This window comes from Derxia lacustris (assembly GCF_002105195.1).
Classification (GTDB): Bacteria; Pseudomonadota; Gammaproteobacteria; order Burkholderiales; family Burkholderiaceae_E; genus Derxia; species Derxia lacustris.
On record NZ_MUHU01000026.1, the window covers coordinates 69,359 to 95,966 of the forward strand.

At 68.9% G+C, this 26,608-nt stretch carries 18 protein-coding genes and 2 pseudogenes; 13 read left to right on the top strand and 7 right to left on the bottom strand.

Annotated elements, in window-relative coordinates:
- Window positions 1–331: 331 nt before the first annotated feature.
- The 6 genes from B9P64_RS25780 (at window position 332) to B9P64_RS24590 (ending at window position 13,360) form a co-directional block, all read left to right on the top strand.
- Window positions 332–10,390 carry a hypothetical protein gene (locus B9P64_RS25780; RefSeq protein WP_176256878.1) on the top strand — a complete coding sequence of 3,353 codons (10,059 nt, stop codon included), beginning with the start codon at window positions 332–334 and terminating at the stop codon, window positions 10,388–10,390.
- A gap of 176 nt (window positions 10,391–10,566) precedes the next feature.
- Window positions 10,567–11,151, top strand: a complete 585-nt coding sequence (locus B9P64_RS18230; RefSeq protein WP_085317552.1) for a class I SAM-dependent methyltransferase — start codon at window positions 10,567–10,569, stop codon at window positions 11,149–11,151.
- Between the two features lie 35 nt (window positions 11,152–11,186).
- Window positions 11,187–11,756, top strand: a complete 570-nt coding sequence (locus B9P64_RS18235) for a DNA-3-methyladenine glycosylase I (protein WP_085317555.1) — start codon at window positions 11,187–11,189, stop codon at window positions 11,754–11,756.
- Window positions 11,757–12,068: 312 nt separating this feature from the next.
- Window positions 12,069–12,443 (top strand): nuclear transport factor 2 family protein, encoded by a 375-nt coding sequence (locus B9P64_RS18240; protein WP_176256879.1) that lies wholly within the window; start codon window positions 12,069–12,071, stop codon window positions 12,441–12,443.
- A gap of 153 nt (window positions 12,444–12,596) precedes the next feature.
- Complete coding sequence (locus B9P64_RS18245; protein WP_085317559.1) at window positions 12,597–13,082, top strand: DUF4262 domain-containing protein; 486 nt, start codon at window positions 12,597–12,599, stop codon at window positions 13,080–13,082.
- The gene (locus B9P64_RS24590) at window positions 13,082–13,360 is read left to right on the top strand and encodes a hypothetical protein (RefSeq protein ID WP_139826385.1); all 279 of its coding nucleotides are present in this window, start codon (window positions 13,082–13,084) and stop codon (window positions 13,358–13,360) included. Before B9P64_RS18245 ends, B9P64_RS24590 begins: the two co-directional genes overlap by 1 nt.
- A 272-nt stretch (window positions 13,361–13,632) precedes the next feature.
- Here B9P64_RS24590 and B9P64_RS28200 read toward each other — a convergent pair.
- Window positions 13,633–13,890, bottom strand: a pseudogene (locus B9P64_RS28200) (hypothetical protein); the annotation flags it as partial.
- An 85-nt stretch (window positions 13,891–13,975) separates the two neighbouring features.
- On the opposite strand from B9P64_RS28200, the gene B9P64_RS18250 reads away from it, so the two are divergent.
- Window positions 13,976–14,434: a hypothetical protein gene (locus B9P64_RS18250; RefSeq protein WP_085317561.1), complete on the top strand. Its 459-nt coding sequence runs from the start codon at window positions 13,976–13,978 to the stop codon at window positions 14,432–14,434.
- 540 nt (window positions 14,435–14,974) lie between these two features.
- Here B9P64_RS18250 and B9P64_RS24600 read toward each other — a convergent pair.
- Window positions 14,975–15,156 (bottom strand): annotated as a pseudogene (locus tag B9P64_RS24600) (IS110 family transposase); the annotation flags it as partial.
- Between the two features lie 92 nt (window positions 15,157–15,248).
- Here B9P64_RS24600 and B9P64_RS18255 point away from each other — a divergent pair.
- Window positions 15,249–15,653: a VOC family protein gene (locus B9P64_RS18255; protein ID WP_235840036.1), complete on the top strand. Its 405-nt coding sequence runs from the start codon at window positions 15,249–15,251 to the stop codon at window positions 15,651–15,653.
- 146 nt (window positions 15,654–15,799) lie between these two features.
- Window positions 15,800–16,921 carry an AraC family transcriptional regulator gene (locus tag B9P64_RS18260; protein WP_235840037.1) on the top strand — a complete coding sequence of 374 codons (1,122 nt, stop codon included), beginning with the start codon at window positions 15,800–15,802 and terminating at the stop codon, window positions 16,919–16,921.
- Between the two features lie 28 nt (window positions 16,922–16,949).
- On the opposite strand, the gene B9P64_RS28205 is transcribed toward B9P64_RS18260, so the two are convergent.
- Window positions 16,950–17,045, bottom strand: coding sequence for a hypothetical protein (locus B9P64_RS28205; RefSeq protein ID WP_235840044.1), 96 nt, complete (start codon window positions 17,043–17,045; stop codon window positions 16,950–16,952).
- Between B9P64_RS28205 and B9P64_RS28210 the strand changes: the two genes are divergently transcribed.
- The 4 genes from B9P64_RS28210 to B9P64_RS18280 all read left to right on the top strand — a co-directional run bounded on the left by B9P64_RS28210 (window position 17,007) and on the right by B9P64_RS18280 (window position 19,725).
- Complete coding sequence (locus B9P64_RS28210) at window positions 17,007–17,558, top strand: hypothetical protein (protein ID WP_235840046.1); 552 nt, start codon at window positions 17,007–17,009, stop codon at window positions 17,556–17,558. The two genes, B9P64_RS28205 and B9P64_RS28210, sit on opposite strands and share 39 nt — an antisense overlap.
- Window positions 17,559–17,807: 249 nt before the next feature.
- The gene (locus B9P64_RS18270; protein ID WP_085317563.1) at window positions 17,808–18,632 is read left to right on the top strand and encodes a hypothetical protein; all 825 of its coding nucleotides are present in this window, start codon (window positions 17,808–17,810) and stop codon (window positions 18,630–18,632) included.
- Between the two features lie 72 nt (window positions 18,633–18,704).
- Entirely contained in the window at window positions 18,705–19,337 is a 633-nt protein-coding gene (locus B9P64_RS18275; RefSeq protein WP_085317564.1) for a DUF1294 domain-containing protein, read from the top strand.
- A gap of 61 nt (window positions 19,338–19,398) precedes the next feature.
- A complete protein-coding gene (locus B9P64_RS18280) occupies window positions 19,399–19,725 on the top strand; it encodes an FKBP-type peptidyl-prolyl cis-trans isomerase (protein WP_085317565.1) in 327 nt (108 codons plus the stop codon).
- A gap of 41 nt (window positions 19,726–19,766) precedes the next feature.
- On the opposite strand, the gene B9P64_RS18285 is transcribed toward B9P64_RS18280, so the two are convergent.
- From B9P64_RS18285 to B9P64_RS18300, 4 genes are read right to left on the bottom strand one after another with little or no spacing between them, the layout of a single operon-like run.
- Window positions 19,767–21,167, bottom strand: a complete 1,401-nt coding sequence (locus B9P64_RS18285) for a TolC family protein (protein ID WP_085317567.1) — start codon at window positions 21,165–21,167, stop codon at window positions 19,767–19,769.
- The gene (locus tag B9P64_RS18290) at window positions 21,157–22,377 is read right to left on the bottom strand and encodes an HlyD family efflux transporter periplasmic adaptor subunit (RefSeq protein ID WP_085317569.1); all 1,221 of its coding nucleotides are present in this window, start codon (window positions 22,375–22,377) and stop codon (window positions 21,157–21,159) included. The genes B9P64_RS18285 and B9P64_RS18290 overlap by 11 nt, the downstream gene beginning before the upstream one ends.
- Complete coding sequence (locus B9P64_RS18295) at window positions 22,374–24,755, bottom strand: ATP-binding cassette domain-containing protein (protein ID WP_235840038.1); 2,382 nt, start codon at window positions 24,753–24,755, stop codon at window positions 22,374–22,376. Before B9P64_RS18295 ends, B9P64_RS18290 begins: the two co-directional genes overlap by 4 nt.
- Complete coding sequence (locus B9P64_RS18300) at window positions 24,752–26,581, bottom strand: O-linked N-acetylglucosamine transferase, SPINDLY family protein (protein WP_085317571.1); 1,830 nt, start codon at window positions 26,579–26,581, stop codon at window positions 24,752–24,754. Before B9P64_RS18300 ends, B9P64_RS18295 begins: the two co-directional genes overlap by 4 nt.
- Window positions 26,582–26,608 lie beyond the last annotated feature (27 nt).

A 26,608-nucleotide genomic window follows, 5' to 3' on the forward strand; every position in this document is an offset into this window, starting at 1 on the left:
CGGCAATGCCATCCGCCGCGCCGGCAAGGTCGGCCACCGCGCTGCCAGGCGTCCGCCGTTGCGCCATCCGGGCGCCGGCGCCGCCGGTCGCGCGCCGCGCCGCGTCAGCTCGTGGCGGCACGCGCGCCAACCGCCCAGACGGCGCGGCGACGCAAATCTTTAGCGGCCAATTCCGGGGGCTTTCACGGCCTGCTTCGGGCTATCGGGGTTGGAGGCGCCACTTAGCCTGCGCGACTGATCCAAGAACCGATAACCGGTCGAGTCATGTGCGCGCCCCGCCTCGGGGCCCATGTCGCGCGGCGGGCGTCACGCCTCACAAGGAGCTTCACCCATGGCCTCCATCATCACTTCGATGACCACCGCGCAGATCGCGGGCTTGTCGACGGCGTCGATCGCCAAGCTGACCACCACCGACTGGCTGGCCTTCACCACCGCGCAACTGGTGGCGCTGACGACGACCCAGATTCCGGCCATCGCCACCACCGGCATCGTGGTGCTGCCGACCGCCGACATCGCCGCCTTCACCACCGCCCAGGTGGCGGCCTTCGGCACCGGCCAGCTGCGCGCGCTGACCACCGGCCAGATCGGCGCGCTGACCACGGCCCAGGCCGCCGCGCTCACCACTGCCCAGGTCGCCGGCCTGACGACCGCCCAGGTGCCGGCGCTGACCACCGCCGACGTGGCGGCGCTGACCACGGCCCAGGTGGCGGCGCTGACCACCGCCCAGACCGTCGCGCTCACCACCGCCCAGATCGCCGCGCTGACCACCGCCGAGGCCGCCGCGCTCACCACGACCCAGGTCGCCGCGCTCACCACGACCCAGATCGCCGCGGTGCAGACAGCCGATCTGGCGGCGCTGACCACCGGCCAGATTGCCGCCCTGACCAGCCTGCAAGCGCGCGCCCTGACCACCGCCCAGGTGGCGGCGCTGACCACCGCCCAGGCCGCCGCGCTGACCACCGCCGACGTGGCTGCGCTGACCACCGCGCAGATCGCCGCCCTCACCACCGCCGATCTGGCCGCGCTGACCACGGCCCAGATCGTGGCCCTGACCACCGCCGAGGCGAATGCGCTGACCACCGCGCAGGTGGCCAACCTCACCACCGCGCAGGTGGCGGCGCTGACCTCGGCCCAGGCCGCCGCGCTGACCACCGCCGCGATCGCCGCGCTGACCACCGCCGAAGCCGCCGCGCTGTCGACGGCGGCGGTCGGCGCGCTGACCTCGGCCCAGCTGGCGGCGCTGACCACCGCCGATGCCGCCGCGCTCACCACGACCCAGGTCGCGGCACTGCGCGCGACCCAGGCGCCGTCGCTGACCACCGCCGCCGTCGCCGCGCTCACCACCGCCCAGGTGGCGGCGCTCAACACCGCCACGCTGGCGGCGCTGACCACCGCGCAGGTGGCGGCGCTGACCACGGCCCAGGCCGCCGCGCTGACCACGGCCCAGGTGGCCGCGCTGACCACCAACCAGATCGCCGCCGTCACCACCGCCGACCTGGCGGCGCTGACCACCGGCCAGATCGCCGCCCTCACCAGCGCCCAGGCGCGCTCGCTGACCACGGCCCAGGTGGCGGCATTGACCACCGCCCAGGCGGCGGCGCTGACCACGGTCGACGTGGCCGCGCTCGGCACCGCGCTGGTCGCGGCCCTCACCACCGCCGACCTGGCCGCGCTGACCACGGCCCAGGTGCTGGCGCTGACCACCGGCCAGCTGGCCGCGCTGACCACCGCGCAGGTGGCCAACCTGACCACGGCCCAGGTGGCCGCGCTGACCAGCCTGCAGGCGCCGGCGCTGACCACCGCCGCGATCGCCGCGCTGACCACCGCCGAGGCGGCCGCGCTGACCACGCTGGCGGTCGGCGCGCTGACCTCGGCGCAGATCGGCGCGCTGACCACCGCCGACGCCGCCGCGCTGACCACGGCCCAGATCGCCGCCATCAAGCCGACGCAGTCGCTGGCCTTCAGCACCGCCGCCGTGGCCGCGCTGACCACCGCGCAACTGGTGGCGCTGACCACCGGCGCGGTCGCCGCGCTGACCACCGCCCAGGTGGCCGCGCTGACCACGGCCCAGGCCGCCGCGCTCACCACCGGCCAGGTGGCGGCGCTGACCACCAACCAGATCGCCGCCGTGACCACCGCCGATCTGGCGGCGCTGACGACCGGCCAGATTGCCGCCATCACCACCGCCCAGGCGCGCGCGCTGACCACGGCGCAAGTGGCGGCGCTGACCACCGCCCAGGCCGCCGCGCTCACCACCGCCGACGTGGCCGCGCTGACCACGACCCAGGTGGCGGCCATCACCACCGCCGACCTGGCCGCGCTGACCACCGGCCAGATCGCGGCGCTGACCGTGTCCCAGGTGGCGGCGCTGACCACCGCCCAGATCGCCAACCTCACCACCACGCAGGTGGCGGCGCTGACCGCCCTGCAGGCGCCGGCGCTGACCACCGCCGCCATCGCCGCGCTGACCACGGCCGAGGCGGCCGCGCTGTCGACCGCCGCCGTGGCCGCGCTGACCACCGCGCAGACCGTGGCGCTGACCACCGCCGATCTGGCCGCGCTGCCGACCAGCCGCATCGCGGTCCTCACCACCGCCCAGGCCGCCGCGCTGACCACCGCCCAGGTGGCCAACCTGACCACGGCGCAGATTGCCGCGCTGACCACCGGTCAGGCGGCGGCGCTGTCGACGGCGGCCGTGGCCGCGCTGACCACCGCCGAGGCGGCCGCGCTGTCGACGGCGGCGGTCGGCGCGCTGACCTCGGCCCAGCTGGCCGCGCTGACCACCGCCGACGTGGCGGCGCTGACCACGGCGCAGATTGCCGCGCTCAAGTCGACCCAGGCGCCGTCGCTGACCACCGCCGGCATTGCCGCGCTGACCACGGCCCAGGTGGCGGCGCTGGCGACCGGCACCGCCGCCGCGCTGACCACTGCGCAAGTGGTGGCGCTGACCACCGCCCAGGCCGCCGCGCTCACCACCACCCAGGTTGCGGCGCTGACCACCGGGCAGGTGGCGGCGCTGGCCACCGACGATCTGGCGGCGCTGACCACGGGCCAGATTGCCGCCATCACCAGCACCCAGGCGCGCGCGCTGACCACCGCGCAGGTGGCCGCGCTGACCACCGCCCAGGCGGTGGCGCTGACGACCGTCGACGTGGCGGCCCTGACCACGGCGCAGGTGGCGGCCATCACCACCGCCGATCTGGCGGCGCTGACCACCGGCCAGATTGCCGCGCTGACCACCTCGCAGGCGGCGGCGCTGACGACCGCCCAGGTGGCCAATCTGACGACCGCCCAGGTGGCGGCGCTGAGTTCGGCCCAGGCGGCGGCGCTGACCACTGCTGCCGTCGCGGCGCTGACCACGGCCGAAGCCGCCGCGCTGAGCACCGGCGCCATCGGCGCGCTCACCTCGGCCCAGCTGGCGGCCATCACCACCGCCGATGCGGCGGCACTGACGACGGCGCAGATTGCCGCGATCAAGGCCACGCAGGCGCCGTCGCTGACGACGGCTGCGGTCGCCGCGCTGACCACTGCCCAGGTGGCGGCGCTGACGACCGCCGCGGTCGCCGCGCTGACCACGGCGCAGGTGGCCGCGCTGACCACCGCCCAGGCCGCCGCGCTCACCACCACCCAGGTGGCGGCGCTGACCACCGGCGAGATCGCCGCCCTGACCACGGCCGATCTGGCGGCGCTGACCACCGGCCAGATTGCCGCGCTGACCACCGCCCAGGCGCGGGCGCTGACCACCGCCCAGCTGGCCGCGCTGACCACCGCCCAGAGCGTGGCGCTGACCACGGCCGATCTGGCCGCGCTCGGCACCGCCCAGGTGGCCGCCATCACCACCGCCGATCTGGCCGCGCTGACCACGGCCCAGGTGGTGGCGCTGACCAGCGCGCAGATCGGCGCGCTGACCACGGCCCAGGTGGCCAACCTGACCACCGCCCAGGTGGCGGCGCTCACCTCGGTGCAGGCACCGGCGCTGACCACCGCCGCCGTCGCCGCGCTGACCACCGCCGAAGCCGTGGCGCTGAGCACGCTGGCCGTCGGCGCGCTGACCTCGGCCCAGCTGGCGGCGCTGACCACCGCCGACGCGGCCGCGCTGACGACGGCGCAGATTGCCGCGATCAAGGCCACGCAGGCGCCGTCGCTGACGACCGCCGCCGTGGCCGCGCTGACCACCGCCCAGGTGGCCGCGATCACCACCGGCGCGCTGGCCGCGCTGACCACCGCGCAGGTGGCGGCCCTGACCACCGCCCAGGCCGCCGCGCTGACCACGGCGCAAGTCGCGGCGCTGACCAGCAGCCAGATTCCGGCCGTGACCACCGCCGATCTGGCGGCGCTGACGACCGGCCAGATCGCCGCCATCACCACCGCCCAGGTGCGTGCGCTGACCACGGCGCAAGTGGCGGCGCTGACCACCGCCCAGGCCGCCGCGCTCACCACCGCCGATGTGGCGGCGCTGACCACGGCCCAGGTCGCGGCCATCACCACCGCCGATCTGGCGGCGCTGACCACCGGCCAGATCGTGGCCCTGACCACCGCCGAGGCGAATGCGCTGACCACGGCGCAGGTGGCCAACCTCACCACCGCGCAGGTGGCGGCGCTGACCTCGGCCCAGGCCGCCGCGCTGACCACGGCCGCGATCGCCGCCCTCACCACGGCCGAAGCCGCCGCGCTGAGCACGCTGGCCATCGGCGCGCTGACCTCGGCCCAGCTCGCGGCGCTGACCACCGCCGACGCGGCCGCGCTGACGACGGCGCAGATTGCCGCGATCAAGGCCACGCAGGCACCGGCGCTGACGACCGCCGCCGTGGCCGCGCTGACCACCGCCCAGGTGGCCGCGATCAGCACCGGCGCGCTGGCCGCGCTGACCACCGCGCAGGTGGCGGCCCTGACCACCGCCCAGGCGGCGGCGCTGACCACCGGCCAGATTGCCGCGCTGACCACCACCCAGCTGCCGGTCGTGACCACGGCCGATCTGGCGGCGCTGACCACCGGCCAGATCGCCGCCATCACCACCGCCCAGGTGCGCTCGCTGACCACCGCGCAGGTGGCGGCGCTGACCACTGCCCAGGCCGCCGCGCTCACCACCGCCGACGTGGCGGCGCTGACCACGGCCCAGGTCGCGGCCATCACCACCGCCGATCTGGCGGCGCTGACTACCGGCCAGATCGTGGCCCTGACCACCGCCGAGGCGAATGCGCTGACCACGGCGCAGGTGGCCAACCTCACCACCGCGCAGGTGGCGGCGCTGACCTCGGCCCAGGCCGCCGCGCTGACCACGGCTGCGATCGCCGCCCTCACCACGGCCGAAGCCGCCGCGCTGAGCACGCTGGCCATCGGCGCGCTGACCTCGGCCCAGCTGGCGGCGCTGACTACCGCCGACGCGGCCGCGCTGACGACGGCGCAGATTGCCGCGATCAAGGCCACGCAGGCACCGTCGCTGACGACCGCCGCCGTGGCCGCGCTGACCACTGCCCAGGTGGCGGCCATCACCACCGCTGCCGTGGCCGTGCTGAGCACGGCGCAGGTGGCGGCGCTGACCACCGCCCAGGCCGCCGCGCTGACCACCGGCCAGGTGGCGGCGCTGACCACGACCCAGATTGCCGCCGTCACCACGGCCGATCTGGCGGCGCTGACCACCGGCCAGATTGCCGCCATCACCAGCACCCAGGTGCGCGCGCTGACCACGGCGCAAGTGGCGGCGCTGACCACCGCCCAGGCCGTGGCGCTGACCACCGCCGACGTGGCCGCGCTGACCACCGCGCAGATTGCCGCCATCACCACCGCCGATCTGGCCGCCATGACCACGGCGCAGATCGCCGCGCTGACCACCGCCGAAGCCAATGCGCTGACCACGGCGCAAGTGGCCAACCTCACGACCGCCCAGGTGGCGGCGCTGAGTTCGGCCCAGGCGGCGGCGCTGACCACCGCTGCCATCGCCGCGCTCACCACGGCTGAAGCCGCCGCGCTGAGCACCGCCGCCATCGGCGCGCTGACCACCGCTCAGCTCGCGGCCCTGACCACCGCCGACGCGGCCGCGCTGACGACGACGCAGATTGCCGCGATCAAGGCCACGCAGGCGCCGGCGCTGACCACCGCCGCCGTCGCCGCGCTGACCACCGCGCAAGTGGCGGCCCTGACCACCGCCAGCGCCGCCGCGCTGACCACGGCCCAGGTCGCAGCACTGACCACCGCCCAGGCCGCCGCGCTGACCACGGCGCAAGTGGCGGCGCTGACCACCGCCCAGACCGTGGCGCTGACGACGGCCGATCTGGCCGCGCTGACCACCGGCCAGATCGTCGCCATGACCACCGCCCAGGCCGGCGTGCTGACCACTGCCCAGGTGGCCAACCTGACGACGGCGCAAGTGGCGGCGCTGACCTCGGCCCAGGCCGCCGCGCTGACCAATGCCGCCATCGGCGCGCTGACCACGGCCGAAGCCGCCGCGCTCAGCACCGCCGCCATCGGCGCGCTGACCACCGGCCAGATTGCCGCCATCACCACCGCCGACGCGGCCGCGCTGACCACGGCGCAGATTGCCGCGATCAAGAGCAGCCAGGCCTCGGCGCTGACCACGGCTGCCGTGGCCGCGCTGACCACCGCGCAGGCGGCGGCCCTGACCACCGGCGCCATCGCCGCGCTGACCACCGCGCAAGTGGTGGCGCTGACCACGGCCCAGGCGGCTGCTCTCACCACCACCCAGGTGGCGGCGCTGACCACGACCCAGGCGGCGGCGCTCGCCACCGACGATCTGGCGGCGCTGACCACCGGCCAGATCGCGGCCCTGACCAGCGCCCAGGCGCGGGTGCTGACCACGGCGCAGATTGCCGCGCTGACCACCGCGCAGGCGGCCGCGCTCACCACCGCCGACGTGGCGGCGCTGACCACGGCGCAGGTCGCGGCCCTCACCACCGCCGATCTGGCGGCCATGACGACCGGCCAGATCGCCGCGCTGACCGCGGCCCAGATGGCGGCGCTGACCACCGCCCAGGTGGCCAATCTCACGACCGCCCAGGTGGCGGCGCTGAGTTCGGTGCAGGCGCCCGCGCTGACCACGGCGGCGATTGCCGCGCTGACCACGGCCGAGGCCGCCGCGCTGACCACGCTGGCCGTCGGCGCGCTGACCTCGACCCAGATTGCGGCGCTGACCACCGCTGATGCGGCCGCGCTGACCACGGCGCAGATTGCCGCGATCAAGAGCGTGCAGGCGCCGGCCTTCACCACGGCCGCGCTGGCCAATCTCACCACCGCGCAGGTGGCGGCGTTCACGACCGCTGCCCTGGTCTCGCTGACCACGGCCCAGGTGGCGGCGCTGACCACGGCCCAGGCCGCCGCGCTGACCACGGCCCAGGTGGCGGCGCTGAGCACCACGCAGATCGCCGCCGTGACCACCGCCGATCTGGCGGCGCTGACGACCGCCCAGGTGGCGGCCATCACCACCGCCCAGACGCGCGCCCTGACCACGGCGCAAGTGGCGGCACTGACCACCGCGCAAGCGGTGGCGCTGACCACCGCCGATGTGGCCGCGCTGACCACCGCCCAGGCGGCGGCCCTCACCACGGCCCAGGCCGCCGCGCTGACCACCGGCCAGATCGTGGCGCTGACCTCGGCCAGCGTGGCCGCGCTGACCACCGCCCAGGTGGCCAATCTGACGACCGCCCAGGTGGCGGTGCTGACCACGGCCCAGGCGCCGGCGCTGACCACCGCCGCCATCGCCGCGCTGACCACGGCCGAAGCCGCAGCGCTGACCACGGCCGCGGTCGCGGCGCTGACCACCGGCCAGGTGGCGGCCATCACCACCGCCGATCTGGCCGCGCTGACGACCGGCCAGATTGCCGCCATCACCAGCGCCCAGGCGCGTTCGCTGACCACGGCGCAAGTGGCGGCGCTGACCACCGCCCAGGCCGCCGCGCTCACCACCGCCGATGTGGCGGCGCTGACGACCGGGCAGGTCGCGGCCATCACCACCGCCGATCTGGCGGCCATGACGACGGCCCAGGTGGCGGCACTGACCACCGGGCAGATCGCCGCGCTGACCACCGCCCAGGTGGCCAACCTCACGACCGCGCAGGTGGCGGCGCTCAGCTCGGTGCAGGCACCGGCGCTGACCACGGCGGCGATTGCCGCGCTGACCACGGCCGAAGCCGCCGCACTGAGCACGCTGGCGGTCGGCGCGCTGACCTCGACCCAGCTGGCGGCACTCACCACCGCCGACGCTGCCGCGCTGACCACGGCGCAGATTGCCGCGATCAAGGCCACCCAGGCGCCATCGCTGACGACCGCCGCCGTGGCCGCGCTGACCACCGCCCAGGCGGCCGCGCTGACCACCGCCGCGGTCGCCGCGCTCACCACCGCGCAAGTGGCGGCCCTGACCACCGCGCAGGCGGCGGCGCTGACCACGGCTCAGGTCGCGGCCTTCACCACCGCGCAGGTGGCGGCGCTGACGACCGCCGACGTGGCGGCGCTGACCACCGCCCAGGTGGCCGCGCTCACCACCGGCCAGCTGCCGTCGCTGACCACCGCCGGCACCGCCGCACTCACCACCGCGCAAGTGGCGGCGCTGACCACTGCCCAGGCCCATGTGCTGACTACCGCGCAGATCGCGGCGCTCACCACGGCCCAGGTCGCGGCCATCACCACCGCCGACTTCGCCGCCGTGCTGTCGACCTCGATGGCGGCGCTGACCACGGCCCAGGCGGCGGCGCTGACCACCGCCCAGGCGGCCGCCTTCACCACCGCGCAGATCGCCGCGCTGACCACCGCCGCCGTCGCGGCGCTGACGACCGCCGATCTGGTCGCCATCACCACCACCGATGTGCGCGCGCTGACCACCGGCCAGATCGCCGCGCTGACCACCGCCCAGGCGGCGGCGCTGACCACGGCCCAGGTGGCCGCGCTCGGCACCGGCCAGACGGCCGCGTTGACCACCGCCGACGTGGCCGCGCTCACCAGCGCCCAGATCGGCGCGCTCGGCACGGCCAATGTGGCGGCGCTGACCACCGCGCAGATCGCCGCCATCACCACCGCCCAGGTGGCCGGCCTGAGCACCGCCGAAGTGGCAGCGCTGACCACGGCCCAGGTGGCCGCGCTCACCACCGCCGATCTGGCGGCGCTGACCACCGGCCAGCTGGTCGCCATGTCGACCGCCGGCGTGCATGCGCTGACCACCGCCGGCATCGCGGCGCTGACCACCGCCCAGGCGGCGGCGCTGACCACGGGCCAGCTGGTGGCGCTGTCCACGACCCAGGTCGCGGCCATCACCACCGCCGACATCGCGGCGCTCACCACCTCGCAGGTGGTGGCGCTGACCACCGCCGAGATGGTCGGGCTGACCACCGCCCAGGTGGCCGCCTTCACCACCGCCGAGGTGGCCGCGCTGACCACGCTGCAAGTGGCCTCGCTCAGCACCGCGCAGATCGGCGCCTTCACCACCGCCGACATCGCCGCGCTGACCACCGGCCAGGCGCATGCGCTGACCACCGCGCAGATCGTGGCGCTGAGCACCGCGCAGTCGTCGGCCTTCACCACCGCCGATCTCGCGGCCATGACCATGACCCAGTCGACCGCCTTCACCAGCGCGCAGATCCAGGCCATGAGCAATGCCCAGCTCGACGCGATGGTCGCCACCTCGCCGATCGTGCTCGACCTCGACGGCAACGGCGTCAGCACCCTGAGCGCCGCCCACGGCGTGGTGTTCGACCTGCTCGCCAGCGGCCATGCGCATCAGGTCGGCTGGGTCGCGCCCAAGGACGGCCTGCTGGTGCTCGACCGCAACGGCAACGGCACGATCGACAACGGCAGCGAGCTGTTCGGCACTGCCACGCCGCTCGCCGACGGCCAGCGCGCCGGCAACGGCTACAACGCGCTCGCCGCGCTCGACAGCAACCACGACGGCAAGATCAGCGCCGCCGATGCGAGCTTCGCCGCGCTCCAGGTCTGGGTCGATGGCAACAGCAACGGCAAGACCGACGCCGGCGAACTGCATGCGCTGAAGGAGCTGGGCATCACCGCCCTCGACCTCGGCGCCAAGGCCGGCAGCACGGTCGACCACGGCAACCTGCTCGGCCTCGTGTCGAGCTACCAGACCGCCGACGGCAGCAACCATGCGATGGCCGACGTCTGGCTGGCCAAGGCCGATGCCGGCAGCGCCAGCACGCCGCCCGCCACCGATACAGCCCACGCCAAGACCGACGCCACCGCGCCGGCCCTGCATGAGTTGCTCAACGACCCGGGCCAGACCCTGCCCGGCAGCGAAGCCGCGCATGCCAGCCATGCCGTGCTCGGCCACACGCCGGCGGCCCCCGCCGATGCGGCCGGCGCCGGCCACGCCAGCGCACTGCCGGCCCACGACCTGCTCGGCGACCCGCGCCAGCACCACCCGCTGATCTGACGCGACACGGCGGAATCCCCGACCAAATCGGCGATTCCGCCGCCCGCGAAGCCCGGACACTTGCAGCGCAGCCGGCGGCTCATCCCGCCTGGCGAACCCGCCCGCCGCCGCCCAGCGCGCCGGCGCGCACCGCCCCGCACAGCCGGGCCCGCCCGCGGGCCGCACAGGAACCAGCCATGAAGAAAGTCCTCAACGTCGGTGGCAACAGCAAGGCCATCCCGCTGCCCGGCCAGTACGCCGGCTACGAACACCTGCTGCTCGACATCGACCCCACCGGCCAGCCCGACATCTGCTGCGACGCCCGCAAGCTCACCACGCTCGACGCCGGCCAGTTCGACGCCGTCTACTGCTCGCACAACCTGGAGCACTACTACCGCCACGACGTGCCCAAGGTGCTCGCCGGCTTTCTGCATGTGCTCAAGGACGGCGGCGTCGCGCAGATTCATGTGCCCGACGTGCAGGCCGTCATGCGCACCGTCATCGAGCAGGGGCTCGACATCGACGATGTGCTCTACCAGTCCCAGCTCGGGCCCATCCTGGTGTCGGACGTGATCTACGGCTACGGCGTGCAGATCGAGCGCAGCGGCCAGGACTTCTTCGCGCACAAGACCGGCTTCACGCAGAAGTCGCTGCTCGCCGCGCTCCAGGCCGCCGGCTTCGGAAAAATCTTCAGCGCGCCCAACGGGTTTGAAGTGCTCGCCATCGCCTTCAAGGGCGAACCCGACCCGACCACGCTCGCGGCTTTCGGCCTCGCCGGCTGAACGGCAAGCTGCGCGTTTTCTCCCCGGAAACGCGCATGAACGACCAACTCCCCCGCTGCGCCTGGGTCGGCACCGACCCGCAGATGCGCGCTTATCACGACCACGAATGGGGCCGCCCCCAGCGCGACAGCCGCGCCCTCTGGGAAGCCCTGATGCTCGACGGCTTCCAGGCCGGCCTCGCGTGGAGCGTGATCCTGCGCAAGCGCGACGCCTTCCGCCGCGCGTTTGCCGGCTTCGATCCGGCGCGGGTCGCGCAATTCACTTCCGACGATGTCGACCGGCTTGTGCTCGATGCCGGCATCGTCCGCTCGCGCGCCAAGATAGAAGCCGTGATCGGCAATGCGCGCGCCTATCTCGCCATGCAAGCCAATGGCGAGGATTTCAGCGAATGGGTTTGGGGAATGGCAGGCGGCCAGCCGATTGTGAACCGGGACGGAATTGCGCGCGCAAAGACGGAATTGTCGGAGCGGGTTTCAGGGGAATTGAAACGGCGCGGGTTCAAGTTTGTGGGGCCGGTGATTGTTTATGCGTGGTTGCAGGCGGTGGGGGTGGTGGATGACCATTCGGACGGGTGCTGGGTGGTGGGGGAGGGGGATTCTTGTTAGCGCATGCTGGAATGATGGATTGCAGCGTAGTGCATTGATTGTTTTGGAATTTGTGGTGCTTGGCTGTGCGGCTTTATTCGGCAGATGGCCGTGTTATCCGGCGCGGATGGCGATATGCGAACGACTGCGGATTGCGGTGCAGGATTTGCGCTCGGTTCTAATACGCGGATGCAATTGACCTATGCGCGGAAATTTCTAGATGAATCATCGGGTTGCGCGGTAAATTGATGATTAGGAGTCGCGGCGATGGCAGTGTTATCGGGCGCGATGTGAATGCTAAAACACGTTAGGCCGCATAAGTCTCCTCGCACAATGAACTCACTCCTTGTCACCATTCAAGCGCTTGAGGTAGAGCTTCATCACCCTGGCGTTCGTTGCGACGTCCAGCGCTTGGAACAATTGCTTCACAAAGACTTCCATGAAGTCGGCCGGTCTGGACGCGAATACGACCGCGTGACAGTTGTGCGCTTTTTAAGTGAGCAGAAGGCATCGACTCAGGTGATCTCAGAAAACTTCAATCTTCAGCAGCTAGAGCGCGGCGTCTCGTTGCTCACCTACCGCTCGGCTCACCTCAAGCTGAACGGCACACTTGAGAACCACACGCTCCGTTCTTCGGTTTGGGTACAAGTGGGCGCACAGTGGCAGCTCATTTATCACCAGGGCACGCCAGCGGCGCAGCCCTGGTAGAGGCAGCATCTCGCAAAATGCGGCCTAACCCTTCCTATATGGACTCCACCCAACCGTAAAGACTGATTTATGAGTGGTTATTTCCAAATGTCGCTTAACCCATCATTCCACCGGACCGCCTCCGGCGGCCGGTGAATTCAAACATTGGACATCATGAGCATCTCACCAGAGCAGAGGCATGAGAACGATGAGAGAGTCAAGCGCGATATTGAAAAGTTTGGCTGTCATGTTGTTGGCGTATTCGGCAAGACGTCTGACGAACCCGATTTTGCGTACTCAATTGGAATTCAACAGACAACTGGGTCGCCAGAGGCAATCGTTGTTGGCCTAAGCGTAAAACTTGGGCATGTGTTGATCATGAAATACCTTGATCAGGTGCAATCGGGCAAGATTTTCAGTCGTGGCTCGCCCTACCACGGCTTTCTTGAAGGGTGTTCCGTCTACTTCGAGCCAGTGGAAAAGGAAGCTCTCGCCGAGTACACCTTTGGGTGCGAACGGTATTACAGAAACAGGCCGTTTAATATTGTCCAAATCGTATATCCAACCCCGAGCGGTGTTTGGCCATGGGAAGAGACGGCTTCCGCACAATTCGTAAGGCTTCAACCAATGTTGGGGCGGCTTCGTCCGGACCGCCCGTGATGGCCCAACCCATCATTCCAGCGGACTGCCTTCGGCAGCCGCTGAATTCAAACTACAAGGGCTTCCCCGTCTGTCAAGAAAAAGCCGGCCCCGGCCTGAATGAATTCGGGCGCGTAAACAACCAGCCATCAAACAGCAACACACGGCCAATCGCGCAATACAAACAGACAACGTCGAATTGGCAAGGGAAAGACTGCAAAACTACAACCGGTCTTTGCGAGGCAATCGAATTGCCTCTGATCCTGATGAAAGACGCGCGCGGGGGCCTCGATCGTTAGCCGGGCTAGGCAATTGCGCCATCCCCCAGGTTGAACAGGCATTCTCCGTGCAGGTCCAACCGTGCACATCAACGCGTGCAGTCACGCGAACGAATAAGCCGACGCTACTAAATCAAATGTGGATCGGAGCGATGCGGGAATCGTTTCACGCAATGGGCGCAAGAATTCCTCTTTGCCTGCATCACCCAAACCATGCGCGCGTTCTTCGCTCCAATTGTCAGTACTGCGCGCCAATAGCCACGTCGCCCGGCAATCGAAATCGTCCATCGACTGACCACATGGCCGAACCGCTCGAATTGCCGCGTCCAGAAATGCGCGCCCGAGCAAGCTTCCATGCCGATCACGCAGGGCGGAAGAGTTGCAAGGGCGCCGAGCAGTTCCTTCCTGCTGACCTTCGGCCTCACCAGAATCGCCTTGCCGGATTCATCGACGGCATGGAGTGCAAAAACCTGTGTGGCCAGATCGATACCAACTTGTATATGGACTTCGCTACCCTCGAAAGTGAACGCGATGAATTGTGAGAATTCCATCGTGGCACGTCAGTGCCGTTCAGCGGTTTCCGGGCCGCAGCTTCGGGACAGGGAAGTCCCTTTCATTCGTTAGGCCGCACTACACATGCACAAATATCAACTCTTCGCCGACTACTTTCAGTTCTATCTGCAGGACGAGTCAGCTGTCGGCGATCTTTCGGACTCCTGGGACGATGAAGCAGTTGGCAGGCTTCTGGCTATTGCTCCAGGAACAGTTGGAGTAGGGACCGTTAGAAACATGGAGGTCCCCGTCACGCTAGAAATCCTCGCTAAGGAGCCTACTTTGCGAACCGCAGACTACGATCACATCGTGGAGTGCTCACTTGCTGTAAAGAGCGAGCGGTTGGTAATCGCGGGCTGCACAGACTACTTTCCGGAGGCAGCAAGAATTGAAATCGTCCCCGGCACGTACCGAGTCCGCATTTGCTATTCAAATCTCGGTTCATTGTCTGAGGATGGCCTCGATGGAAACGACAAATACGATCTTCAGCTTTGGCCTGCGCCTTCGAGCGATGTCGTGGTTGTCAAGCACCGTGCGGCCTAACCCCTCATTCAACGGGACGCCTAGCGGCGCCCGTTAATTCGAACTACTACAAGGGCTTCCCCATCTGTCAAGAAAAAGCCGGTCCCGGCCTGAATAAATTCAGGCGCGCAAATAACCATCCATCAAACATCAATTCACGGCCAATCGCTCAATACAAACAGACAACGTCAAATCGGCAAGGAAAAGACTGCGAAACTACAACCGGTCTTTGTGAGGCAATTGCTTTCACCTCTGACCCTGATGAAAGACGCGCGCGGGGGCCTCGATCGTTAGCCGGGCTTGGCAATTGCACCATCCCCTAGAATTAAACCAGCATCATCCCGGCGAGTGCGATGCGTTCCTCGGGGCGTAATTGACGGTAGTTCTCTTGTCCTGACATCCCTGCACCTTACTGAATGGGCGGGTGTTGCAGTTCAGATTGGAGAACGTCCAGGCATTCCCCGTGCAGGTCCAACCTTGCACATCAACGCGTGCAGTCACGCGAACGAATAAGCCGGTACTATCCAAACAAATGTGGATCGGAGCGATGTGGAACTCGCTTCAGATAATTGGCGCAAAAGATTCGCTCTTCGCCAGCATCGCCCGGGCCATGCGGGCATTCTTGGCGGCAACGGCCACAACCGCACGCCAATAGCCACGTCGCTCGGCAATCGGTATCGCCCACATCGACTGATCCTGTGGGTCTTCTTCGATGCGCTCGCCAATACGGCGCGGGCGCCAAGATCGTTCGTTGGATAGCAAGTTTCCTTCCCGTGCTTCCTGCACATGGGCTGAGTTCCCTCAGCCACCAAAGCCAAACAAAGTCGATCACGTCATGCACATGCTCCACCACATCTCCTTCGCGGTAACCGATATAGAAAGAGCGGCCAAGTTCTATGACCACACACTGAAGTCTCTGGGCTATATTCGTGTGTTTGAAGACATTCGTTCCGGGGAGGACGATCAAGCGGTCGGATACGGAATTGAAGGAGGGGATGACAAATTTTGCATAAAACTGGCGAGTGAATCGTCCGCCGCCAAGGGCCACGGTTTTCACTTGGCATTCTCCGCGCCGAGCAGGAATTCAGTGCACGATTTCTATGAGCAAGCACTACGCCACGGCGGAACGGACAACGGCGAGCCGGGATTGAGATCTGACTATGGTCCCAACTACTACGCATGCTTTGTAATTGATCCCGATGGTCACCGTATTGAGGCTGTAATCAATAATGCTGTCTAAAAGCCTGGGTGGTCTTAGGTCGACAGCATCGTTCTTTTTTCTTGTGCTGCGTTCGATAATGCGTGGCTAGGTTTTATGACATCAATTTAATTGCGCAACTAAAATACCTAAGATTTTGAATCCGCGAATGAGATGGCGATAAGTTATTGATCGGGATCGCACAGGCAGAAATCATGATTGCGCCGAGTGGCTTCTTTGTCGGATATATAGTTCATAATAAAAATATTGCCTTGCCGGGTTTGAAAATTGATCGCACGTCAAAATTGACCTGGCAGAAACAATATCGACTCGCAGAGGGTTTTGTTCCTAGCCATGATGAATGTATGTTCATGCCGCCAATCACTCCACCCCGCACCGAATACCAAACCCGCATGCACCGCGTGCTGGCGCATATCGACGCTCATCTCGACCAGCCGCTCGATCTCGCCACGCTGGCCACAGTCGCGCATTTCTCGCCGTTTCATTTCCACCGCCTGTTTGCCGCCTGGATGGGCGAAACGCTTGGCGATTACCTGCGGCGCCGGCGGGTCGAGGTGGCGGCAATGCGGCTTGCGGCCCAGCCGCGCGCTCGCGTGCTGAGCATTGCCTTGTCCGTGGGTTTTGGTTCGGCTGAGGCATTTGCGCGCGCATTCCGGGGCCGATTCGGCTGTTCACCGACCGCCTGGCGTGAGCGCCAGACTTTGCTGCGCTGGTCGAATGGCAATTTGAGTCAGGTGAACAGCAAGCCCGATCAGGCTTGGGCTGCGCCGGGCGTGGACCATGAAGTCTCCCGCAACCCCAATCCGGAGACTTTCATGAAAGTGATGCTGATCGACCGCGCGCCCGTGACCATTGCCTATTTGCGCCACCTGGGCGCTTATGGTGAATCGATAGCCCAATTCTGGCAGCAGACTTATGTGCCCTGGGCGGTAACGAATCGGCTGGGGCCGGATCATGCGCGCTATGGCATCAGCCATGACGATCCGAGCATTACCGCGCCCGAACAATGCCGCTATGACGCCTGCGCCGAAGTGGCGCCCGATTTCGTGGTGAATGGCGGCGCAATCAAATCGCTGCTTCCGGGCGGCAGATATGCGGTGCTCGCATTCAAGGGCAGGGTCGAGCAGGTGGGCGAAGCCTGGGCCGCATTGCTGCGCGATTGGCTGCCGTCGAGCGGTCTGCAACTCGACAATCGGCCGAGTTTTGAGCACTACCCCAAGGGCGCGGTATTCGACAGCGCAACCGGCGTATTCGAATGCGAAATCTGCATTCCGGTGATTCCGCTGTAAATCCGGCCCCGCCGCGATTGCGCCATTTTCAGGCGGCGCGTTCCAGCAGCGCATTGCGCGCCTCGGTAATGCGCAGGAATTGCTCATGACTGCCGCCCACATCGGGATGGGCTTTTTGCGCCAGTCGGCGATAAGCCTTCTTGATCTGGGCCGGTTCCAGTTCGCCTTCGGCTGGCAGATTCAGCGTTTCGCGATGCTGCTTTTCGTCGAATTGCCGGTGCTGCGGCTGGCCTGCAAATCCGCCGTGGTCATGGCCAAAGAAGTGGCCGTATTTCTCATTCAGCCGTTCCTGTGCGGCGCGGCGCTGTTCATAGCCTTCGCGGCGCAATTCCACCTGGTCTTCATGCCAGCGCTGGCGCGACATGACCATGCAGGCGGCGAAATGGATTCGGCCGGTCGATTCGAGTTCATCGAGGCTGAATGGGCCGACCATGTCGAATGGCCGGTCGAGCCAGGCAATGCGGCCCTCGGCGCCGGTTTCTATCCGGCCGAGCGTGCCCATGGTCAGAATGCCGGACGAGCCATTCCAGATGACCCATTGCTCCGGTTGCGGAGGCGGCGGGCTGTTGTGCATGAGCGGTCTCCGGGCGCGTCGCAGGCCGGCGGCCGCGAGCTGGCGCAGGGGCTGGCGGCCTGAACCGCCCCGCAGCCGCGACATTCGTCAGACGAATTGAAGCGAAGGCCACGGAAAAGCCCCCCTGCAAGGGTGTTGAAGGGGATTTTCCGTTGGCAAGCAAGTCGCGCTCCAGAAACGCCGGGCGGTGGGCGTGTGCCGGTGGGCGGCACTATCGGACCTCGTTTGCCGCAAAGGGGTTGAACACTGCCAATTTTCGCAGTCTCAAGTGCATCGAGTTTCCAGAGTTTGGAATTGAGGAGGCAGGCCGCAATGCTGCATCTGTTGAGCAATTGGTATCCCGAAGACGATCCGATTACCCGCGAGCAGGCCGAAATGCTGGCGCTGATGCTCGATGGACTTTTGACCGAAAAGGCGCTCGAAGGCTTTCTGATCGTGTGTTCGCGGCTGGTCGACGATTTCGGTCGTCATCGCACCGAAGATTTGGCCAATATCTTCCGCACCGATTCGCCGCAAGGGCGATTGGCGCTGTTGCGCAGCCTGGAGCATGTCAACGATTGGATCGGCGGATTTGCGGCTTATGAGCGGCGATATCCGGTCACGATCAATCCGTCGAATCCGGCCTTTCCGCAATTGCGGATCATGGGTATCGAAACCTTCGAGCCGCGTCTTTATCGGCTGCTCGATTCGCGCGCGCTGGTCTATGGCTCGGAAGAAAGCATCGCTGCACATATCCGCAGAACCGGGCGACTGCCGCCGGTGCCGGTGCAGGCCGAGCCGGTATTGCGCGCCAAGCCGCTGTATCACTGGTGTTCTTCTGGCAAATGGCCAAGTCCCCACGCATCGCGCGAGGCATTGCAGATATTGCCCGACTGGAGCAATTGCCTGCTGCGCGCCAGCATTCCCACGGCCAATATCGAGAATTCGGCCTTCGTGGCTTTCAATGGCGACAAGGACCCGAGCGCTGAGGGCTGGAAGTTCTACAATTATTTCTTCGAGCCGCTGGCCCAGGATCATCCGCCATTGCGCGGCGGCGGTCCGCAGATTGGGCTGGATGGCGCGCCGCCGGTGGAGCTGCTTGAGGAATGGGATGAGGCGACGCAGGAATGGCGGATTGTCTGGTCGGCGGCTGGATAAATCTGGCTGGCTTTGGCGGGTTTTGCGGCAATATCAGATCATTCTTGTTTTTCACAATATCCAATCCTTCCCATGCAATTCACCGGCACCCTCAAATCCTGGAACGACAAGCGTGGTTTTGGTCTGATCGAAACTCACCCCGCCGGTCCGGAAATCTTTGTGCACATCTCGGCATTTGCCGGGCTGGGCAGCCGGCCGCGTGAAGGACTCAGGCTGGCATTCGAGGTGGAGATTTCGCCGCAAGGGCGCAAGCAGGCGTGCCGGCTGAAATTGCTGCACGCCACTCCACCGGCCAAGCCGCAGCGGGTTGAATCGGCCGCGCCGTGGAGCTGGCCATCGACGCTCGCCATTCCGGCATTTGCGCTGATCTATGCGATTGCGGCGCTCAAATGGGCTGTGAGTTGGCAGCCCGGTGTCGGCTATATCGTGGCCAGCGTGGTTTGCTATTGCTTTTATTCGACCGACAAATCGATTGCCATCGACAATGCCGAACGCGGCGGGCGCACTTCGCGCATTCCGGAAAGCACGCTGCATTTCCTCGCGCTGATCGGCGGCTGGCCCGGGGCAATTCTTGCTCAGCAATGGTTGCGGCACAAATCGCGCAAGCAGCCATTTCGGTCGATTTTCTGGCTGACGGTGGTCGCCAATGTCGCGGCATTCATTGCGCTGGCAATCTTTCTGCGCAATTGGGCCTGGCGCTGGTAATCCCGATGCTGCCGGCAGTGCATAATCGCCCGCTCATATCAAGCGAATGAAAGGGAATGCCATGGGAGTCGAGATCGAAATCATCACGCCGGGCGACGGCGTGCGTTTTCCGGCCAAGGGTCAGACGGTGGTGGTGCATTACACCGGCACGCTCGAAGACGGCAGCAAATTCGACAGCTCGCGCGATCGCGCGTCGCCGTTCGAGTTCGTGATTGGCCAGGGTCAGGTGATTCGCGGCTGGGATGAGGGCGTGGCCAAGCTGTCGGTGGGTACGCGCGCCAAGCTCACCTGCTCGCACGACTTTGCTTATGGCGAGCGCGGCTATCCGGGCGTGATTCCGCCCAAGGCCACGCTGATCTTCGATGTGGAATTGCTCGGTCTGAAATAAGCAGAAAGAAGCAGGGCAGCCGGCGGTGCAATGCCGCCGGTTCAGCGCAGCGCGAGCAGGCCGGTGCCGAGCGCGCGCAGGCGCAACTGGGCGGCATAGCTGTCGTACAGGGCATTGAGATAGGCGGCGTGCAGCGCGGCGTGATCGCCTTCGGCGCTCATCACGTCGAACAGCGAGCGGCGACCGAGTTCAGCCCATTGCTGGAAGGTGGCGGTGCGCACTTCATCGCTGGCGCGCAGCACGTCGGCATAGGCGCGCGCGCGCTCGCGGGCGGCGGCGGCGCTGTCGGCCAGATCGAGCAGCTGGGTTTCGCGCGCGGCCAGGGCGTCGTTGGCGCGTTCTTCGGCGGCGCGCGCGCGTTCGAGCGCGGCGCTGCGGGCGGCGGCATCGGCGCGGCCGTTGAACAGGGTGACGCTCATCTGCACGCCGGCGGTCCAGGAGCCGGCGGCGAGTTCGCCGTTGCGGCCGAGGCTGCGGCCGGCGACGAGGCCGATCTGCGGCTGCTGGCCGGCGGCGACGGCGTCGGCATAGCGCTCGCTGGCGGCGGCCTGGGCGCGCAGCTGGCGCTGGTCGCGCGCATTGCGGGCCAGGCGCGGCAGTTCGTCGGGCGCGATCGGGTTGGCGAAGGCGGGCGCGATGTCTTCGGCCGGCGCGAGGTCGTCGCCGATGAAGCGGCGCAGCCGGGTTTCGGTCTGGCGCAGCGCGGCGAGGGCGGCGTCGCGGCCGATCTCGGCTTGCAGCTGCGACTTGCGCGCCTGCACCAGCTCGCTGGCGCGGCCGCGGTCGAGCGCGACGATCTGGGCGATGCGCGCGGCGATGTCGGCGAGCCGGTCGGCGTACTGGCGCTGCACATCGAGCTGGGCGCGCGCGCGGTTGCGTTCGAGCGCGAGGTTGACGGCTTCGAGCGCGACGGCTTCGCGGGTGGCGTCGGCGCCGAGTTCGGCCGCGTCGGCGAGCCGGCGGCGCCAGTCTTCGAGCGCGCGCTGGCGGCCGAAATCGACCAGCGGCAGGCTGGCGCTGAGCCCGGCCGACACTTGCCGGCCGTTGCCGAGCCAGGGCGTGTCGGCGCCGGCAAAGGCGGCGCGGGCGCTGGCGTCGATGCGCGGATAGCGCGCGCCGGCGGCTTCGTCCGCATCGCCCTTGCTGGCGCTGGCGTCGTGCTCGCTGGCGGCGACCAGGGCGCTGCGATTGGCGGCGAGCGTTGCCAGCGCTTGCAGCCGCGCCTCGGCGCCGCGCGCGTCGGTGGGCGCGAGCAGCACCGGCTTGACGGCGGTGGCGCCGAGCGCGGCAAGCCGGTCGGCCGGCGCCAGCGCCAGATCGAGCGGCGCGGCCTGCACCGGCAGCGCGGCCAGCACGGCAATGCCGAGCGCCAGCAGCTCGCGCCAGAAGCCGCCGCGCGCGGGCGCTGCGCCGTCGCCGCCGGTCAGCGGTTCATCGTTCACGGAAGGCCTCCCTCGACTTGAGCACCGGCTTGAGCAGGTAGTCCATCAGCGTGCGGTCGCCGGTGCGGATCTCGACCGTGGCGGTCATGCCGGGCACGACCGGCAGCGGCTCGCCGTGGGCCGCGAGCGTGGAGGCGTCGGCGCTGACGATGACGCGGAACCAGCCGCCGTCGGGCTGGGGCGGCGCGCGCTCGTCGCTGAGCGCGTCGGGGCTGATGTACTCCACGCGCCCGCTCAGGCCGCCGTGGCTGTAGTAGTCGTAGGCGCTGAGCTTGATCTGCGCCGGCAGGCCGACGCGCAGAAAGCCGAGGTCGGCCGGCTTGACGCGCGCCTCGATCTTCAGCCGCTCGCCGACCGGCAGGATGTCCATCACCGGCGCGCCGGCGCCGACCACGCCGCCGCGCGTGGCGATGCGGATGTTCTTGACGATGCCGCGCACCGGCGACAGCAGCGTGCCGCGCTCCAGCACGTCGCGCCGCGTGATCTGCTGCTCATTGCTGGCGGCGAGGTCGGCGGCGAGCCGGGCGCGCTCGGCGGCGGCGTCCTGGCGGAAGCGGTTCTGGCGCTCGGCGATCTGCATCTCGGCATCGTTGGCGGCGCGGCGCAGGCGGATGACTTCCATCTCGCTTTGCAGGCCGCGCGCGGCCAGGTTCTCGGCCAGCGCCAGTTCGCGCCGGGCCAGTTCGAGGCTGGCGCGGCTGCCGGCCAGCGCCTCGTCGAGCGCGCGGCGGCGCGCGGCGAGGGTGGCGGCTTCGTCGCGGCGCAGGTCGGGGCGCTCGGCCAGCTCGGCCGGCCAGACCGGCGCGCCGCCGCGCAGTTCGGCATCGAGCCGGGCCAGGCTGGCGCGCAGCGCGAGCTGATGCGCGCGGCCTTCGTTGCTCTGGGCGGCGGCGCGCGTCGGGTCGAGCCGCGCGACCGGCTGGCCGGCCTGCACCAGCTCGCCGTCGCGCACCAGCAGTTCGGCGAGCAGGCCGCCTTCGAGGCTGGCGACCAGCTGTTCGCGGCCGTCGGGCACGACGCGGCCCTCGGCCTTGGTGATTTCATCGACGCGCGCGACGCAGGCCCAGCCGAGCGCGGCGGCGATGAGCAGCGCCATCAGCCAGAGCGCGGCATCGGCGCGCGGCGTGCGCTCGGCGATCCGGGCGTCGCGCAGGCCGTCGAGAAAGCGCGCGTCGCCGGGATGGAAGCGGCCGGTGGCGGAGCGGCTCATGCGGCGCTCGCTTCGGCCGGGCGGGCTGGCGCGGCGTCGGGCATCGAGGCCGGGCTGGCCGGTGCGGCCGCAGCCGGCGCCGCCTGCCCCTGCAACGCCGCCAGCACCTGCGCCTTGCTGCCGTCGAGGATCACCTTGCCGGCCTCCATCACCACGATGCGGTCGACGATGGCGAGCAGCGCCGGCCGGTGCGTGACCACCACCAGCGTGCGGCCGGCCACCGTCGCGCCCAGCTGGCGGATGAAGTCGGCCTCGGCCTGCGCATCCATCGAGCTGGTCGGCTCGTCCATCAGCAGCAGGCGCGGCTCGGTGACCAGACAGCGCGCCAGCGCCACCAGCTGGCGCTGGCCGCCCGACAGCAGCGTGCCCATCTCGCCCACCGGCAAGTCCCAGCCCAGCGGATGAGCGGCGGCGATGCGGTCGAGGCCGATCTGCGCCGCCACGCGCTGAAAGTGCTCGGCATCGATCTGCGGCCGGCCCATGAACACGTTCTCGCGCAGCGTGCCGTGAAACAGCCGCGGCTCCTGCGCGACAAAGCCGGTCTGGGCGCGGAAATCGGCCGGGTCGATCTGGCGCAGATCGAGCCCGTCGACCAGCACCGTGCCGTCGCTGGGCTGGTACAGCCCCGCCAGCAGCCGCAGCAGCGTCGACTTGCCGCTGCCGATCTTGCCCAGGATGGCGACCCGCTCGCCGGCAGAAATGTTGAGCGTCACGCCCTTGAGCACCAGCGGCGCCGGCGTGCTGGCGGCCGCCGGCGCCGCGCCGCCCGGCACGCCGAGCCCGGCCATGCCGCCGGCCGCCGCGCCCGCATGGCCGCCGCCGCGCCGCGCCGGATAGCGAAAGCTCGCCTCCTTCAGCGCGAGGTCGCCGCGTATCTCAGGCCGCGCCAGATAAGTGCGGTCGGCGTGGCGCTCGGTCGGCAGCCCCATCAGCTGATCGAGCATCAGCAGCGCCGCCTTCGCGCCCTGATAGCGCGTGGCCAGCGCCACCACGCCGCCGAGCGGCGCGATCGCCCGGCCGCCAAACATCACCGCGCCGATCAGCGCGCCGCCGGTGATCGTGCCGTCATGGATCAGATGCACGCCCCAGACCAGCATCGCCAGCGTCACCAGCTGCTGCGACATGCCGGCGATGTTGTTGGCCCAACTCGACAGCGCCCGCGTGCCCAGCGCCGATTGCGCCGCCGCCGCATTGGCCGCCTCGTAGCGCTTGAGGAAATGGCCTTGCGCGCCGGCCGCGCGCACTTCCTCCAGCCCCTCGACCGCCTCGATCAGCACGCCGTGCAGCGCCGCCTGCTCGATCTGGTTGGCGCGCATGTGGCGCTTGAGCAGGTGCTGGCTGATCCAGCACAGCCCGCCCACCAGCGGCACGCTCACCACCAGCACCCAGGCCAGCGGCCCGGCGATCAGCCAGGTCACGGCGATGAACAGCGCCACGAAGGGCAGATCGCTCAGCGCCGCCAGCGTGGCCGAGGCGGAAAAGTCGCGCACGGTCTCGATCTGCGCCACCTGATGCGCAAAGGCGCCGGCCGACTCGGGCCGGTGCTCAAGCCGGATGCCCAGCGTCTGCCGGAAGATCAGGCTGCCGAGCGCCAGGTCGGCCTTCTTGCCGGCATGGTCGATCAGATGGCTGCGCAGCTGGCGCGCCGCCAGATCGAAGCCGGTGGCCAGCAGCGCGCCGCCGGCCAGCGCATACAGCGTGATGAAGGCCTGATGCGGAATCACCCGGTCGTAGACCACCGAGGTGAAGAAGCCGCTGACCAGCGTGAGCACATTGACGATCAGCGCCGCCAGCATCGCCGAGCGGTAATAGGGCCAGTAGCGCCCAAGCGTGCCCCAGAGCCAGTGCTGGCCCGGCGCGAGCAGGGCCGCGTCGCCGCTGCCGTGGGCGCGCTGGCCGGTGGCGCGCTGGCCGGTGGCGCGCGGCGTGGCGAGCAGGGCGCTGCCGGCGTAGTCGCGCAGCAGTTCGGCTTCGGTGGCGATGCGGGCAAGGCCGCTCGCGGGCAGCACGATCTCGAAATCGGCGCCGTGGCGGGCGCTGGCGATCAGCACCTCGCCATTGCGCATGAACAGCGCCGCCGGCAGCAGCAGCGTGAGGATGTCGCCCGGCGCGCGCTGCACCAGCCCGGCGTTGAAGCCGGCATTGCGCAGCGCGGCCAGCGCCTGCGCCGGCGCGAGCCGGTCGTCCACAGCGATGCCGTCGAGCAGCGCGGCGCTGCTGCGTTCCAGGCCGTGATGGCGGCAGAGCCAGTGCAGCGCGGCGAGCAAGGGGTCGGCGGCGGTGGTGGCGCCGGGCGCGGCGGCGGCGGTCGGGCCGGGCGGCGGCGCGGCCTCGGCGGCCTCGCCCAGCGCCACGGCTTCCGGCGCGCGCGCGTTCATCCCGCCAGCCGCTCGTAGGCGGCTTCCAGCTCGCGCACGATGCCGGGGATGTCGAACAGCGGCGTGTTCATGCGCTGCTCGGCCAGATAGCGCCGGTAGCTGGCCACGCGCGCCGGCGTGTTGCCGAGCGCGATGGCGAGCTTCTCGTAGCCGGCGGCATCGTCGGCGATCAGGTCGGGCAGGCCGACGGCCGTGAGCAGGCTGCCGGCCATGCGCGAGATGTAGCTGCGGCCCGAGCGCGTGACCAGCGGCAGACCCATGAACAGCGCGTCGTTGGCGGTGGTGCCGGCGTTGAACGGAAAGGTGTCGAGGAACAGGTCGGCCAGCGGCAGCCGGGCCAGGTAATCGGCCGGGCCGACGCGCGGCGCAAAGATCAGCCGCGCCGGGTTCACGCCGGCGGCGGCGGCCGCGCGGTGCAGGTTGTCCTCGGCCCACAGGTTGTCGGCCAGCAGCCAGAGCACGCTGTTCGGCACGCCGGCCAATATCCGCATCCAGCTGGCAAACATCGGCTCGGTGAACTTGTAGTTGTTGTTGAACGAGCAGAACACGAAGGCGTCGTCGGGCAGGCCGGCTTGCGCGCGGGTCGGCGTCACGCCCACCTCGCGCTTGCGGTCGCTGACCTGATAGCAGTGCGGCAGATAGACCGGCTGCTCGGTCATGTAGGGCAGCAGGCTGTCGGGCATGACGTAGCGGTCGGCGATCACATGGTCCACGCCGGGCAGGGCGCTGGTGCCGGGCAGGCCCAGATAGGCGATCTGCACCGGCGCCGGCCGCAGCGCCAGGATGTCGGGCCGCGCGCCGGCGGTGAGGCCTTGCAGGTCGATCAGCACGTCGATCTCGTTGGCATGGATCACGCGCGCGGCGGTCTCGTCGTCGAGATGACCGATCGGGACGTGATGGTCGAAGGCCTCGACCAGCCGCTTGCGCAGGCTGGTGCCGTCCTCGCGCGACCAGCAGAAGCCGTAGATCTCGAAGCGCTCGCGGTCGTGCAACTCGAACAGCTCGGGCGTGAGCAGCCCCACCGCATGCAGGCAGAAGTCGCCCGACAGATAGCCGATGCGCAACTTGCCCTCGCGGCCATCGCGGTGCGCCGGCAGCGGCGCCGGCTGGCGCACCCGCTCGGCCACAAAGCGGCTGGCGGCCAGCAGTTGCACGGCCGGATCGTCGGTACTGGCCAGCGTGGCCAGCGGCGAGGTCGCCATCAGCAGCTTGTTGGCCGACACGCCGGGCAGCTCGCGCGCGGCCGGCCAGGCGCACTGCTTCTGCCGGATGTGCACGAAATGCTGGATCACCTTGGGCTGGTCGGGCCGGATCGCCAGGCTCACTTCCATGTAGGTCTCGGCCTCGTCGTAGCGCTTCATCTCCTCCAGCGCGCGCGCGAGGTTGTTGAGCGCATGCAGGCGCAGCTCGGTATCGGCATCGAGTTCGGGCTGGATGTCGAGCAGGTCGAGCACCGAGCGCCATTCGGCCAGGGCGGCTTCGCGCTGGCCCAGGCGTTCGAGCTGGTGGCCGAGGTTGAGATGGGCCTGGATGAAGTCGGGCTTGCTGGCCAGCGCCTCGCGATAGACCTTGGCCGCCTCGTCGCAGCGGTCGAGCGAGCCGAGCACCGTGCCCAGGTTGTAGAGCGCCACGTTGCGATAGGGCGAGTCGCCGCTGTCGAGCCAGGCGCGGTAGAGCGTGGCGGCGGCATCGAGCCGGCGCAGGCCCACCAGCTGCTGGGCCCGGTCGATCAGCTCGGTCACATTGAGATTGCCGGCGCGCAAGGCGGCGAGTGCGTTTGCCAGCAAGCCGTCGGCCGCTGCGCCGGCGAATTCGGTCCTGTCCATCGAGTGTCCTGTGGTCGCGTGATCTGC

Excerpts from the sequence above, each read along its gene's own strand:
- B9P64_RS18290 (WP_085317569.1), bottom strand. The coding sequence starts at position 22,377 with ATGAGCCGCTCCGCCACCGGCCGCTTCCATCCCGGCGACGCGCGCTTT.
- B9P64_RS18270 (WP_085317563.1), top strand. The coding sequence starts at position 17,808 with ATGCTGCATCTGTTGAGCAATTGGTATCCCGAAGACGATCCGATTACC.
- B9P64_RS18295 (WP_235840038.1), bottom strand. The coding sequence starts at position 24,755 with ATGAACGCGCGCGCGCCGGAAGCCGTGGCGCTGGGCGAGGCCGCCGAG.
- B9P64_RS24590 (WP_139826385.1), top strand. The coding sequence starts at position 13,082 with ATGGCCCAACCCATCATTCCAGCGGACTGCCTTCGGCAGCCGCTGAAT.
- B9P64_RS18250 (WP_085317561.1), top strand. The coding sequence starts at position 13,976 with ATGCACAAATATCAACTCTTCGCCGACTACTTTCAGTTCTATCTGCAG.
- B9P64_RS18245 (WP_085317559.1), top strand. The coding sequence starts at position 12,597 with ATGAGCATCTCACCAGAGCAGAGGCATGAGAACGATGAGAGAGTCAAG.
- B9P64_RS25780 (WP_176256878.1), top strand. The coding sequence starts at position 332 with ATGGCCTCCATCATCACTTCGATGACCACCGCGCAGATCGCGGGCTTG.
- B9P64_RS18255 (WP_235840036.1), top strand. The coding sequence starts at position 15,249 with ATGCACATGCTCCACCACATCTCCTTCGCGGTAACCGATATAGAAAGA.
- B9P64_RS18275 (WP_085317564.1), top strand. The coding sequence starts at position 18,705 with ATGCAATTCACCGGCACCCTCAAATCCTGGAACGACAAGCGTGGTTTT.
- B9P64_RS18300 (WP_085317571.1), bottom strand. The coding sequence starts at position 26,581 with ATGGACAGGACCGAATTCGCCGGCGCAGCGGCCGACGGCTTGCTGGCA.
- B9P64_RS28210 (WP_235840046.1), top strand. The coding sequence starts at position 17,007 with ATGACTGCCGCCCACATCGGGATGGGCTTTTTGCGCCAGTCGGCGATA.
- B9P64_RS18235 (WP_085317555.1), top strand. The coding sequence starts at position 11,187 with ATGAACGACCAACTCCCCCGCTGCGCCTGGGTCGGCACCGACCCGCAG.
- B9P64_RS18230 (WP_085317552.1), top strand. The coding sequence starts at position 10,567 with ATGAAGAAAGTCCTCAACGTCGGTGGCAACAGCAAGGCCATCCCGCTG.
- B9P64_RS18240 (WP_176256879.1), top strand. The coding sequence starts at position 12,069 with ATGAACTCACTCCTTGTCACCATTCAAGCGCTTGAGGTAGAGCTTCAT.
- B9P64_RS18280 (WP_085317565.1), top strand. The coding sequence starts at position 19,399 with ATGGGAGTCGAGATCGAAATCATCACGCCGGGCGACGGCGTGCGTTTT.